The organism is Ruegeria sp. O4 (genome assembly GCF_056535125.1).
In genome coordinates this window covers 506,009-518,280 of the sequence record NZ_JBQERO010000001.1, presented here as the reverse complement: position 1 = coordinate 518,280, position 12,272 = coordinate 506,009, and the positions used below count along the sequence as shown (strand labels likewise).

Sequence of the window (12,272 nt, the reverse complement as noted above, 5' to 3'; positions counted from 1 at the left end):
GCAGACGGATGTGAGGAACTGATGGCGAGAACGGTGAACTCTGATCTGTCTGGCCGGTTCGTCGAAGGCTACCCGGCTTTTGGCAGGCGGTTAAAGCGACTTCGACGGTCGATCGGATTGAAACAAGCTGCGCTGGCCGAGGTTCTGCAGGTCGATCAGACCACGGTTTCCAGATGGGAGAACGGGGTTCAGCTTCCAACGCCTGATCAACAACACTCGGTGTTTGCTGCGCTGGCTCCTTTCAGGGCGGATGACAACGCGCTAAGACGGCTTGTCGTGAACTCGGCAGACTGCATCCATCTGGTTGAGGAGGCCAGCCACCTGTGCCTGGCCTATTCCCGCAGGCGGGCGCGGGACTGGAAAACCACCCAACGGGCACTGCTTGGCGTGTCCCTCTGGCAATTTGCGACGGACGAAATCCGTCAGGCTGAGGCCGAGCTACAGGACGAGGGATGGTGGGATTTGCAAGCGCCCAACCCCAAGTCGTTTGTAACCTCCGAAGCGCGGCACGACCGTATCCGGATCAGTGCCGGACAGATCACCTGGGAACGGTTGTACCTGTCGGATGGAACGCCGGTCCGGCTGGTCAGTGGGGCACGGTCGGGACGCGCATAATTTATGCGTATTCCTGTGCGGTCGGGTGCAGTAGAACCGGCTTATGCCCCATCCATTACGCATCTTGTTACAGGTTTTGTTGCTTTGGCTTACCGGGCTAGGTGCGGCGACCCAATTCGCCAAGATTGCGGTTCCTTTTGCTCAGGTCGCAGCCCTCTATCCTGCGCACGCGGACAAGATTGGCTGGCTTTTGTCAGTCATCAGCCTGATTGGCGCGATTCTTGGTGCATTGTCCGGCGCGATAGCCGGGCGGGTTGGGCCTGTCCGGTTGCTGATGTTTGGCTTGACCCTTGGCGGGGCGGTGTCCCTGTTTCAGGCCAGTATCCCCGGTTTGGGCCTGATGCTGGTCAGCCGCGTTGTCGAAGGGGTCTCTCATCTGGCTATCGTTGTCGCAGCACCAACACTGATTGCGCAAATCACGATTGGAAAATGGCGCAACGCGGCAATGGTTTTGTGGAGCAGTTTCTTTGGTGTCGCCTTTGCCCTGAACGCATGGCTTGGGCTTCCCTTGATCGCTCAGGTCGGGCTGCCGGTTTATTTTGCTACCCATGGCGCGCTGATGTTTCTGATCGCCGTCCTGATCGTATCTTTCCGTCCCAACAGTGCATCGGATTTGGTAAACAATCCCTTTTGGAGCGTGCGAACACTGATTGACATACACGTACAGACCTATCGCTCTGCGTTTGTGTCCGCTCCGGCGCTCGGGTGGTTCTTTTACACGCTGACCTTTGTCTCGTTGCTGGCCATTCTTCCGGGAAGATTGCCGGACGATGTCAGTGCGATGATTGCTGGTCTGATGCCGTTGGCCGGGATCGTGATTTCCTGGCTTACCGTCCCGGTTTTGCTGAGCGTTTGTTCTGGTGTTTTTGTTATTAACCTCGGTTTCGGGCTGTCTATCCTTACGATAGGCGCCCTGTTTCTTGGTGCCCCGTTGCCCGTTGTCTGCGTTGCGCTTTTTGCGGTGCTGGGGCTTGTTCAGGGCGGCAGCTTTGCGGCGGTGCCGCAGTTGAACTCGACACCCGAAAACCAGGCGCTGAGCTATGGTGCCATGGCGCAGATGGGGAATGCGGGTAACCTTTTGGGCACACCTGTTTTGCTTGCAATACTGTGGCGTACTAGTGAAGCGGGCATGTTGATTGCCGTGGTCGGGTTCTATGCTGTTGCCATGGCGCTTCATCTGTGGCTTGCCGCGCGGCGCAAACGCGCTTCAACCGGACTGGAATGATCAATCGCGCGGTACCGTGGTTCTTCTTATCCGGATTGCCCCGGTGTGATGATCTGAAACGACCCGTCATCGAACTTCACAAAACATGAGGCACTGTTGAGGGGCGGCAACGTCGTTGTTCGCGCCAGTGGCACTCGCGATTTCACATTTTGCTTGCAGGGCGGCAAGCTGACAGGGCGAAATCCCTTTTCGGCCATGCATTGCGCCTCGACCGTGTTTCGCAGGCCCTGGTTCACATCGACGGTATATACCCTGCCGGGTTGCCACCAGCCTGGGGATTGATAGCAACGACCTCTGCCGTCACAATATGTGCGCCCGGGCCAATAAGTCGGCGGGCTTTGGCGGATCTGATTGGCAACCGGCACCTCTTTAACCGCCCTAAGCTGGCACTGGGTGGTCTCTTTTTGCAGACGTGATACGGTTTCACCCTCGCGATAGTAAAGCGAGAGCGGCCCGCACGAGGACAGCACCATCAGGGGCACGAGCATAGGAAACAGCGTTTTCATATGCTTATCTTGCCGCAGCTGATCGGCGATGACAATTCAATTGACCGCTTTGGGGGCATCTGTCATTCAATCCTTTCAGGCAGAAGGGCCAGAAACATGAAGGTCATTATTTGCGGCGCGGGTCAGGTCGGCTGGCAGATTGCGCGGCACCTTTCGGGCGAACTGAACGACGTCACCGTTGTCGACAACAATCCCGATCTGGTTCGGCGGGCGACCGAAACGCTGGACGTCCAGGGGATCGCCGGGTTTGCAAGTTACCCCGATGTGCTTGAAAGGGCAGGCGCGCGCGATGCGGACATGATCATCGCTGCGACCCATTCGGATGAGGTGAACATGGTCACCTGCCAGATGGCGCATTCGGTCTTTTCGATCCAGCGCAAGATCGCGCGACTGCGGTCGAAATCATATCTTGAGGCGATCCACTCGGACCTTTACCGGCGCGATCATCTGCCGATTGATGTGGTGATCAGCCCCGAACGCGAAGTTGCCGCTGCTGCGATGCGCCGCCTGTCGGCCCCGTCCGCCTTTGACACCGAGATTTTCATGGACGGCAAGGCGCAGCTTTTGGGTATTCGCGTGGATGAAGACTGCCCGATCGTGAACACACCTTTGCGGCAACTGACCGATTTGTTCTCGACGCTCAGTTCGATCGTAGTGGGGGTGCGTCGCGATGGCACGCTGTTTGCACCAGAATCCGAGGATCAGCTGTTTGTGGGCGACGAATGCTACGTCTTTACCAATGTAAAAGACGTGGATCGCACTATGGAGGTGTTTGGCAAGACCCAAAAGCGTCAGGATCGTGTGGTGATCGTGGGCGGGGGCAATGTCGGGCTTGAAGTGGCGCGAACTCTGGAAGAACAAAAAAGCCGCGTGCGCGCCAAAATCGTCGAGCGGGATCGCCGATGCGCCGAGATCGCCGCCGAGGCGCTGGAACGGACGATTGTGCTGCACGGTGATGGCCTTGATGCCAGTTTGTTGAGCGAAGCCGGTATCGACAGGGCGGATGCAATGCTGGCGGTTACGGATGACGACCGCACGAACATGCTGGCCGCTGTACGCGCCAAGGCCGAGGGTTGTGCCCTGGCGATCGCTTTGATCAATGATCCCAGTATGGTGGCCCTGATGGGACCTTTGGGGATTGATGCGTATATCAATCCACGGGCAACCACCGTCAGTTCGATCTTGCGCCACATCCGTCATGGCCGGGTGCGACAGGTCTACTCGATCGGAGATGCTGAGGCCGAAGTGATCGAGGCTGAGGTTCTTTCAACCTCTCCCATGGCCGGTCAAAAGCTGCGCGATATCGATTTTCCCGAGGGCGTACTGGTGGGGGCCGTACTCAAAGGAGATGAAGTTATGCGACCGACGGGCAGCCTCAGGATCGATGAAAAGGATGTCGTCGCGATCTTTGCCATGGCCAACGACGTGCCTGAGGTCGAACGCCTGATGCAGGTTTCAATCGATTTCTTCTGATGGCGCATGCGGGGATACAACAGATCGGGCTATTGCGGCGGTTGCCGCTGTTTCTTCTGATCTGGGCTATTGCGTCACTGGCCATGTGGATTCCGGCAGTTTACGCGCTGGCGCTGGATGATCACGATACATCGCGGTCGTTTTTGTACTCCGGTATCATAGGGTTGTTTCTGGTCGTCAGTGTCGCACTGGCCTCGTCCAACCGTGTGCCAAGGCGCGGAACTTTGGGACAATTGGCGGTGATGCTTGCATGTTTCACCATTCTGCCTGTCTTTCTTGCGATTCCATTTCACGATGCGCTGGGAACGACCACATTCCTGAACGCCTATTTTGACATGGTCAGTGCCCTGACAACCACGGGGGCGGATCTGTTTCCGGATCCAGACCGCCTGACGGCCCCGCTGCACCTGTGGCGCGCCTTGGTTGGATGGATGGGCGGTTTGCTGATGTGGATTGCCGCCGCGGCAATCCTTGCGCCTTTGTCGCTGGGTGGGTTCGAGGTCACGGCCCGCGGTCAGCCGGGTCGCCCGGTATCGGGTGTTGCGCAAAGCGAACGCGTTGATCCGCGCGGTCGACTGCTCCGTGTGGCAAAGGGACTGACCCCGGTCTATGCCGGGCTGACGGCTGTGATCTGGATCCTTCTTCTGATCGCAGGCGAAACCGGACTGACAGCCGTTTGCCACGCAATGTCGGTCATGGCGACGTCCGGAATTTCTCCGGTGGGCGGCATGGAAGGCGCGCAGGCGGGCTTCACGGGTGAGGCGATCTTGTTTTTGTTCCTGTTCTTTGCCCTTTCGCGCCTGACATTTTCGACCGACACGGCAACATCCGGTTATTCCCGCCTGGATACGGACCCGGAGTTTCGCATTGGCCTGATGATTGTGCTGGCCGTTGCTGCGTTACTGTTCTTTCGCGTTATTGCAGGCGTTACGGAAATCGGCGGGCAAATCGAACCTTTGCAGGCATTGCAGGTCATCTGGGGTATGCTGTTCACTGTTCTGGCCTTTCTGACAACCGCCGGGTTTGAAAGCGCAAACTGGGATGATGCGCAGCAATTGTCTGGTCTGGGAACGCCCGGATTGTTGCTGATGGGGCTGGCCCTGATCGGTGGTGGGGTTGCCACCACGGCTGGCGGCGTGAAACTGCTGCGGGTTTTTGCCCTGTACCTGAACGGTGCGCGCGAGATCGACCGGTTGATCTATCCCTCATCCGTCAGCGGGGTTGGAGGCGGCAACCGACGCATTCAAAGGGACGGCGCGTTTATCGCCTGGATTTTTCTGATGCTCTTTGCGCTGACACTGGCGGTGTTCAACCTTTTGCTGGCCGCAATGGGGGCCGGGTTTGAACAGGCCATGGTGCTCAGCGTCGCAACGCTCAGCACGACGGGTCCGCTGATTGAATTGGCCACTGATGTTCCAATCCGGTTGATCGACCTGTCCGCAGGGGCCAAGCTGACGCTGTGCGCGGCGATGGTCATTGGCCGGCTCGAGACGCTTGCGATCATCGCCCTGATCACCCCTTCGCTGTGGCGGGATTGAACCGGTTGGATCCCGTCGTCTTTAGTGCTTAATTTTTCGTCTGGAATATCTTACCGCGGCACTCCATACTCACCGGGAGGGAGCGCGTTGGTCCGCAACGCGTAGCAAGAACAATGGCGAGATTATCATAATATGGCTTCGGACAGACAGAATCTTCAGGATGCTTTCCTGAACAATGTACGGAAAGCTAAGGTTCCGGTTACAATTTTCCTGATCAATGGCGTGAAATTGCAGGGTGTGATCACCTGGTTCGACAATTTCTGTGTATTGTTGCGCCGCGACGGACAGTCGCAGCTGGTGTACAAGCACGCGATTTCAACCATCATGCCATCACAGCCGATCAACCTGTATGAGGGCGAAGACGCCTCTTGATGGAACATGACCGGACGCGCACCCGGGCCTGGGTGCTGCATCCCGAAATCAAATCAGATGAACAGCGCCGCGTTCCCGAACCCGCGCTGGCCGAGGCGGTTGCGCTGGCCGCCGCTTTGCCCGATCTGGATGTGATCGGGTCTGAAATCGTACGCCTGCAACGCGCCCAACCCGGCTATTTGTTTGGCAGTGGCAAGATCGAAGAACTGGGTGAGCGGCTTCGTGAAAACGAGGTTGAGCTGGTTCTGATCGATGGACCGGTAACACCGGTTCAGCAGCGCAATCTGGAAAAGGCATGGAAGGTCAAGATCCTCGACCGGACCGGGCTGATCCTTGAGATTTTCAGCGACCGCGCACGTACCCGTGAAGGGGTGTTGCAGGTCGAAATGGCTGCGCTCAGCTATCAGCGGACACGGCTGGTGCGGGCCTGGACCCACCTTGAACGTCAGCGTGGCGGTTTGGGATTTGTCGGCGGACCCGGCGAGACCCAGATCGAAGCCGACCGCCGCGCCATTGATGAACAACTGGTGCGTCTGCGTCGCCAATTGCAGAAAGTGGTCAAGACCCGCACGTTGCACCGTGCCGCGCGGGCCAAGGTGCCCTATCCGATCGTTGCGTTGGTTGGATATACCAATGCCGGGAAATCTACTCTGTTCAATCGGCTGACCGGGGCCGAAGTGTTGGCCAAGGACATGCTGTTTGCCACGCTGGACCCTACCATGCGCCGCGTGCAACTGCCCGATGGCCCGGAAGTGATCCTATCGGATACGGTGGGTTTTATCTCGAACCTGCCGACCGAGCTTGTGGCGTCTTTTCGGGCCACGCTTGAAGAGGTGTTGGGTGCTGATCTGATTGTTCACGTGCGCGATATCAGCCATGAAGAAACCGAAGCACAGGCGCAGGATGTCGAAGCAATCCTGACCTCGCTTGGTGTCGACGAAGAACGCCCCCGGCTTGAGGTTTGGAACAAGACTGACTTGCTGAGCACGGAAGAAAAAGACGCCGCATTGGCGAGGGCGGATCGCGATCCGGCCATATTTGCCATTTCGGCAGTTACCGGCGAAGGCGTGACCCCTTTACTGTCCGAGATTGCAGCAATTCTGCAAGGGGCCCGGCACGAGGTTGTTCTGAACCTGACCTTTGCGGAAGGGAACAAGCGGGCGTGGTTGTTCCGGCAGGATGTTGTACAATCTGAAGAGCAGACCGAAGAGGGGTTCCGTATCACTGTTCTTTGGACAGATAAGCAGGCCGCCCAATTCGACACACTATAGATACAGTGAAATTGCGGAAGATGGCTGATACAATGGATCAAAGAGTATTCCTGACCGGATTTATTGATGTCCCGGCGGACCGCCTTGAAGATGTGCGCGCCGCTCTGCCCACGCATATCGCCCTCACAAAGGCGGAAGAGGGTTGCCTGTCGTTCGACGTTGTCGAGGATCAGATCACACCCGGACGGTTCACTGTTTCAGAGGTTTTTGTGAATCAGCAGGCCTTTGATGCGCATCAGCAGCGGACGAAGGCATCCGAGTGGTTTCTGATTACACAGGGAATACCGCGGAGTTACACAATTGAAACCGCAAGCGACCGTCTGGACTAGATTATCGCCCGTCTATCTGTCGCCGATAGTCATCAGGGTCGAACCAACCCAAGGATGACTGAACTAGATTGTCGGGTGTCAATTCCCATTCTTCCCAACCGCGCGCAACGACATGATTACCAGTCTGTGAGTGGTGCCCTTCCAGCGTCCAGACAAATAGGGCATGAGATCCGGCCCATCGCATCATGTCGCAGCGCACCTCCAGATCAGGAAAATCGGCGTAGAAACCCCGGGCCATATCGGCAATCGCTGCGCGCCCTTCGATCGGGTCACCTCTGTTGATTGTAATCCGTCCGTCCAGCGCGAAAAAACTGGCAACGGCATCGGCGTCACCTGAACTCCAGGCGATTGCGTAATCCCGGGCAAGGTTGTTCAGAGTATCCCGAATGCTGGCCATAGTTTCCCCCTGGTCCGAAACAGTTCGCCCGGTGATGGTAGGCGAAACTGCCGCATGGCGTCCACGGTCCGGACAAAAAGGGGCGGGGAGTCGCCGAAACCCTGATGCTTAACGTGGGATCAGATTGGTCACTCCGACAGCAGCGGCGCGGGCAAGGTCAAGGTCCAGCGACATGGGAATATACTCGCCACGCCGCCACAGCTGCGCCTGATCGTCGTAATAGCGCGACAGGAAATGGCCCGATTGGCCGGTAGCGGTGATAAAGACCGAGCTGTTTGGATCGGCAAAGTCATACACACCGCGATACCCGGCCCCGTGCACATTCTGAAACGGGTCGAGCCCTTCGCCGGACGTGCGCCCGCGCAGCAAGGTGTTGTCGCCGCCACTGGTCGATTGGTGAATGTTCACAAAATACCGAAGTATAGGCACGTTCCCCAGAACCGGGTGGTCGTGGGTTGCCTGATGGGCATCACCCCAGCGCAGGGATTCCAGTGCGCTGCCGTAGCGTTCGGTGATCCAGATCAGCGCGTCATCCAGCGCAAGTCGTGCCATTTCGGTACAGGTTTCAACCGGCGCGCTTTGTCGTACATCGCACCAGACACCGGCGCCATCAATGTCACGATAGACCCGTTCGATGAACAGGGGCTCGACATGTTTAAATTCGCTGGCCAGCGGCCCAAGCTCGTCCGAAATCAGGCGGATCTGAAGCGCCCGCACCCAGGCTGCATAGATCAGCGGTTCGGGCAGGTGCTCGTTCATCTCGCCGTTCCAGTCCGCCAGCAGCGACAGCGCAATCTGGCGCTGTCGTTCGGGCGTCCCTTCAGGGGCCGAGGCACCGGTGTACCAAAGGTCAGCACCGATCAGCGGCAGCAGAGAGCGCGCGGTGAAACTGACCGTATCCAGTTGCGCCTCAATGAAACTGTCGCGGGTATGCACCTCACGCGATTGCATCAGGCGTTCCCAGCGATGTACGCGCTGAGTGTCACCCCACTCGTAGGACACATGATCCGGGAACGGGCGGTCGATGATCTTGTTGTTGGTGTTGCCCAGAACGCCACCGGCAGGGGCCACGAATTCCGGGTTGTTGGCGTAGGGCAGGCGGCCTTGCCAGCGGTTTGCTTCGATCCAGCCGGGTGTCGGAATGCGTCCGCGGCTTTGGTTTTGCAGATCACGCCGGGGCATGGCGCCAATCAGTTTCATCCCTATTGTCGTTTTGTCGACCAGTGACAGGTTTTGCGAGGGCGCAATGAATTGCCGGGCCACGGTTACGGCGTCCTGCACGTTGTCCGCGTTCATCAGGGCCATGGACGCCGTCATCGAAGTGTCTTGCGGGCTGAGCGCCGTCCAGGACAAAGACGCAACATGGCCCGGCGGTGTGATGGTTTCCAGCTTGTAATCCGTACCGGGCAACACTGGCCCGTTTTCAGTCCAGCGCAGCGTCAGTGTAACCGGAGCTTCCCCTTTGATTTCAATGATCGAAGGACGGGTCTGGAATTCCTTATAGCCATCCGGGGTCAGGTATTCTTCGGGGTTTTCCGGGTTCAGCTGCTCAATATGAATGTCCTGATCGTCAAGATAGGATGACGTCACCCCCCAACCCAACCGGTCACTGCGGCCGGTCATGATTGCGGGAATACCAGGGATCGAGGCCCCAATGACGCTTCCCTTTTCCAGACCAAGATGCGCCAGATACCACACGCCGGGTGCTGTGAAGCCGAGATGCGGGTCGTTGGCCAGTAATGTTCCACCGCTTGCCGAGCGCGAAGGCGCAGCAGTCCAGGCGTTTGATGCCCCCGCCAGCCCGCGTTTGGGAAGGGGTGACAGCAGCGTTTCAGGAAAACTCGTACCAGCGGCATAGCGTGGAAGGTTGGGAAACAGCGAAGCGTATTCAGGCAACGCAGCAATGCCGGGGCCGGGAACATCGGGCAGAATATCTGCCAGCCTGTCAGGATTGCTCAGCATCAAAGACGTACGCGCCCGCAGAACCTCGTCCGTCAGGTGACCGGACAGCTGCAGCGCCATAAGCTTGATCACGGCAATACTGTCGCCCGGTTGCCAGGGCGAGACGGGTGCATTGAACAGGAACATCTCAGGCGCGCCGCGCCCCAAGGCCTCGTCGTTGATCTCGGTCAGGCGTGCGTTGACCCCGGCCGCATAAGCACGAAGGGCAGCCTTGGTATAGTCGTCCTGCACTTCGACCGAGCGATGGGCAAGGCCGTACAGATCCAGCCGGCGCAAAAGCTTGTCAACGCGCAAGGTGCGCGGTCCAAAGATCTCGGACAAGCGGCCCTGCGCGGTGCGGCGCATGACCGTCATCTGCCACAATCGATCCTGCGCGTGGGCATATCCAAGACCGAAAAACACATCCGGGTCATTTTGGGCCAGTATGTGCGGCACATTGGCGGTGTCGCGCACGATCTCAACCGGTGCGGTCAACCCGTTGACTTCGAGTTTCTGGTCATAATCCGGCAGGGATTGGCTGGCCAGAAAATAGACAAGGCCCATTGCGGCGAGGATCAGCATGATCAGACCCGACACGATGCGCACCAGCCAGCGGAAAACAAGACCCATTACTGCCCCAAATTCTAGTACATGAAGGTTGCGCGGAGATTAGTGGATGGCGGGTCCAACCGAAAGAGGAACGCGGCAAGAACCTGTGCAGAAAGGATGAAAACAAATACCCCACCCCAGCATTCCGCTGTGATGGGGTTTGTCAGAAGAAGTGGGAAGCCCGAATTATGGAATAATGCGGGTGTATTTCGTGCCTTCCACGGTCGCACCGATCTGAAGCCCAGCCTGTCCGAAGATGGCGGCCAGAACGGGCGAGCGCAGTGTCGTTGTGTCTGTCGACAGGGAATCGCCCTGATCGCTGACCACATAGCCAATATCTGCTCCGGCTGTCCAACCACTGGAGCGCCGGAAATCGTTCAGGGCGTCTTCGGTCATGAAAAACAGAACATGCGCATATTGCTGCGCGCCGATCTGTAGCCCGGCCGTGCCCTTGACCGCCGAATAGAAGTCAACTGTTGCACCGCTGATGCGCAGTGCGCCGCGACCGTAACCGCCACCGAACACGAAACCGGCTTCGGTAATCAGCGGCATGACCAGCATGCCGTTGGCCTTGTTCGCAATTTCAACCGTATTGGGATAGCGGCTGTACATCTCGGTCAGCGTTGCGTCGACACGGGCATCGATTGTTGCTGCGTTGGAATTGCCGACACCGTTGCCGCAGGCGGCGGTCAAGCTCAGACCTGCCATGCCCAAGGCAAAGCCGCGACGATTCAGTCGGGGGGAGTTGGAACTGCTCATGGTTTTATATCTCTGTAACTGTGCCTGATATGCCGGGTGATCCCGGTCTTGGCGGCAAGGATACGCCGATCAGGGCGATGTGTCACGGGAAAGCTGCCCGATCGGGCAATCTTATCGGCGAAATATCGCGAAACTTGCGGGCTTTATCCCTGCAGGATGCGCGCAACCTGAGGAGAGAAATAGGTCAGAATTCCATCGCAACCGGCGCGTTTGAAGGCCAGAAGGCTTTCCAGCATCACCTTCTCGCCATCGATCCAGCCGTTCTGAGCTGCGGCCTGAATCATCGCGTATTCGCCCGATACCTGATAGGCATATGTCGGCGCACCGAAACTGTCTTTCACGCGGCGGCAGATATCCAGATATGGCATGCCCGGCTTGATCATCACCATATCCGCGCCTTCAGTCAGATCGCGTTCGATCAGGCGCAAAGCCTCGTCCGAGTTTGCGGGGTCCATCTGGTAGGTCTTCTTGTCGCCCGTCAGGGCCCCCGATGCGCCGACCGCATCGCGGAAGGGTCCGTAAAATGCACTGGCATATTTTGCGGCATAGCTGAGGATCATCACGTTGTGATAGCCTGCACCTTCCAGCGCGCGACGCATTTCCCCGATCCGGCCATCCATCATGTCCGACGGGCCGATGATATCCGCACCGGCGTCGGCCTGTGCCAGCGTCATCTTTACCAGTGCCTCGACGGTCTGGTCGTTGACGATTTCGCCGTCAACGACATATCCGTCGTGACCGTTGATGTTATACGGGTCAAGCGCCACATCCGTCATTACGGCAATGTCCGGAGCCGCTGCCTTGATTGCCCGAATGGCCCGGTTTGACAGGTTGTCGGGGTTCCATGCCTCGGCACAGTCTTCGGTTTTCAGCGCAGGGTCGGTGTAGGGAAAGAGGCAAATCGCAGGAATCCCAAGGGCCTGGGCCTCGACCGCCGCTTTGGCAATCAGGTCAACCGATCTGCGAACCACACCAGGCATCGAGGGCACGGGCTCTTCAATGCCTTCGCCTTCGCGTACGAAAACCGGCCAGATCAGGTCATCCGTTGTCAGAGTGTTCTCACGCACCAGCGCACGAATTGCCTGTGATTGACGGGCGCGGCGAAAGCGGGTCATGGGAAATGGGGCAATGGTCGGTTTCATGGCGCGTTCTCCTTGAACATTCGTGCATTGGGTGGCATGAATTCACAAAGGTCTCAAGGGTATCAATGGACGCGCGCCTAGATGGAACCCCCCTG

The 12,272-nt window shown here is 58.0% G+C and carries 12 protein-coding genes; 7 read left to right on the top strand and 5 right to left on the bottom strand.

Going from position 1 to position 12,272, the window contains the following annotated elements; genetic code table 11:
- Nucleotides 1-21 precede the first annotated feature (21 nt).
- Complete coding sequence (locus ACR0J7_RS02545; RefSeq protein WP_480485476.1) at nucleotides 22-615, top strand: helix-turn-helix transcriptional regulator; 594 nt, start codon at nucleotides 22-24, stop codon at nucleotides 613-615.
- A 43-nt stretch (nucleotides 616-658) separates the two neighbouring features.
- Nucleotides 659-1,840 carry an MFS transporter gene (locus ACR0J7_RS02540; protein WP_480564511.1) on the top strand — a complete coding sequence of 394 codons (1,182 nt, stop codon included), beginning with the start codon at nucleotides 659-661 and terminating at the stop codon, nucleotides 1,838-1,840.
- Nucleotides 1,841-1,866: 26 nt separating this feature from the next.
- On the opposite strand, the gene ACR0J7_RS02535 is transcribed toward ACR0J7_RS02540, so the two are convergent.
- A complete protein-coding gene (locus ACR0J7_RS02535; RefSeq protein ID WP_480480691.1) occupies nucleotides 1,867-2,346 on the bottom strand; it encodes a hypothetical protein in 480 nt (159 codons plus the stop codon).
- A gap of 96 nt (nucleotides 2,347-2,442) precedes the next feature.
- Here ACR0J7_RS02535 and trkA point away from each other — a divergent pair, with 96 nt between their 5' ends.
- From trkA to ACR0J7_RS02510, 5 genes are all read left to right on the top strand, one after another.
- Nucleotides 2,443-3,819, top strand: coding sequence for a Trk system potassium transporter TrkA (gene trkA / locus ACR0J7_RS02530; protein WP_480504979.1), 1,377 nt, complete (start codon nucleotides 2,443-2,445; stop codon nucleotides 3,817-3,819).
- Complete coding sequence (locus ACR0J7_RS02525; RefSeq protein WP_267366208.1) at nucleotides 3,819-5,357, top strand: TrkH family potassium uptake protein; 1,539 nt, start codon at nucleotides 3,819-3,821, stop codon at nucleotides 5,355-5,357. Before trkA ends, ACR0J7_RS02525 begins: the two co-directional genes overlap by 1 nt.
- Nucleotides 5,358-5,489: 132 nt before the next feature.
- Nucleotides 5,490-5,729 carry an RNA chaperone Hfq gene (gene hfq, locus ACR0J7_RS02520; protein ID WP_005982826.1) on the top strand — a complete coding sequence of 80 codons (240 nt, stop codon included), beginning with the start codon at nucleotides 5,490-5,492 and terminating at the stop codon, nucleotides 5,727-5,729.
- On the top strand, nucleotides 5,729-7,000 hold the full coding sequence (hflX, locus tag ACR0J7_RS02515) for a GTPase HflX (protein ID WP_480504981.1): 1,272 nt from the start codon (nucleotides 5,729-5,731) through the stop codon (nucleotides 6,998-7,000). Before hfq ends, hflX begins: the two co-directional genes overlap by 1 nt.
- Before the next feature lie 20 nt (nucleotides 7,001-7,020).
- A complete protein-coding gene (locus tag ACR0J7_RS02510) occupies nucleotides 7,021-7,329 on the top strand; it encodes a putative quinol monooxygenase (RefSeq protein ID WP_480480697.1) in 309 nt (102 codons plus the stop codon).
- A 1-nt stretch (nucleotide 7,330) separates the two neighbouring features.
- On the opposite strand, the gene ACR0J7_RS02505 is transcribed toward ACR0J7_RS02510, so the two are convergent.
- From ACR0J7_RS02505 to hemB, 4 genes are all read right to left on the bottom strand, one after another.
- Nucleotides 7,331-7,726, bottom strand: a complete 396-nt coding sequence (locus ACR0J7_RS02505; protein WP_480564514.1) for a nuclear transport factor 2 family protein — start codon at nucleotides 7,724-7,726, stop codon at nucleotides 7,331-7,333.
- A gap of 108 nt (nucleotides 7,727-7,834) precedes the next feature.
- Complete coding sequence (locus tag ACR0J7_RS02500) at nucleotides 7,835-10,297, bottom strand: penicillin acylase family protein (RefSeq protein ID WP_480913212.1); 2,463 nt, start codon at nucleotides 10,295-10,297, stop codon at nucleotides 7,835-7,837.
- Between the two features lie 165 nt (nucleotides 10,298-10,462).
- Nucleotides 10,463-11,035 carry a lipid-binding SYLF domain-containing protein gene (locus ACR0J7_RS02495; RefSeq protein WP_209503773.1) on the bottom strand — a complete coding sequence of 191 codons (573 nt, stop codon included), beginning with the start codon at nucleotides 11,033-11,035 and terminating at the stop codon, nucleotides 10,463-10,465.
- Between the two features lie 143 nt (nucleotides 11,036-11,178).
- Nucleotides 11,179-12,177 (bottom strand): porphobilinogen synthase, encoded by a 999-nt coding sequence (gene hemB / locus ACR0J7_RS02490; protein ID WP_480485484.1) that lies wholly within the window; start codon nucleotides 12,175-12,177, stop codon nucleotides 11,179-11,181.
- Nucleotides 12,178-12,272 lie beyond the last annotated feature (95 nt).

Excerpts from the sequence above, each read along its gene's own strand:
- ACR0J7_RS02545 (WP_480485476.1), top strand. The coding sequence starts at position 22 with ATGGCGAGAACGGTGAACTCTGATCTGTCTGGCCGGTTCGTCGAAGGC.
- ACR0J7_RS02540 (WP_480564511.1), top strand. The coding sequence starts at position 659 with ATGCCCCATCCATTACGCATCTTGTTACAGGTTTTGTTGCTTTGGCTT.
- ACR0J7_RS02535 (WP_480480691.1), bottom strand. The coding sequence starts at position 2,346 with ATGAAAACGCTGTTTCCTATGCTCGTGCCCCTGATGGTGCTGTCCTCG.
- trkA (WP_480504979.1), top strand. The coding sequence starts at position 2,443 with ATGAAGGTCATTATTTGCGGCGCGGGTCAGGTCGGCTGGCAGATTGCG.
- ACR0J7_RS02525 (WP_267366208.1), top strand. The coding sequence starts at position 3,819 with ATGGCGCATGCGGGGATACAACAGATCGGGCTATTGCGGCGGTTGCCG.
- hfq (WP_005982826.1), top strand. The coding sequence starts at position 5,490 with ATGGCTTCGGACAGACAGAATCTTCAGGATGCTTTCCTGAACAATGTA.
- hflX (WP_480504981.1), top strand. The coding sequence starts at position 5,729 with ATGGAACATGACCGGACGCGCACCCGGGCCTGGGTGCTGCATCCCGAA.
- ACR0J7_RS02510 (WP_480480697.1), top strand. The coding sequence starts at position 7,021 with ATGGCTGATACAATGGATCAAAGAGTATTCCTGACCGGATTTATTGAT.
- ACR0J7_RS02505 (WP_480564514.1), bottom strand. The coding sequence starts at position 7,726 with ATGGCCAGCATTCGGGATACTCTGAACAACCTTGCCCGGGATTACGCA.
- ACR0J7_RS02500 (WP_480913212.1), bottom strand. The coding sequence starts at position 10,297 with ATGGGTCTTGTTTTCCGCTGGCTGGTGCGCATCGTGTCGGGTCTGATC.
- ACR0J7_RS02495 (WP_209503773.1), bottom strand. The coding sequence starts at position 11,035 with ATGAGCAGTTCCAACTCCCCCCGACTGAATCGTCGCGGCTTTGCCTTG.
- hemB (WP_480485484.1), bottom strand. The coding sequence starts at position 12,177 with ATGAAACCGACCATTGCCCCATTTCCCATGACCCGCTTTCGCCGCGCC.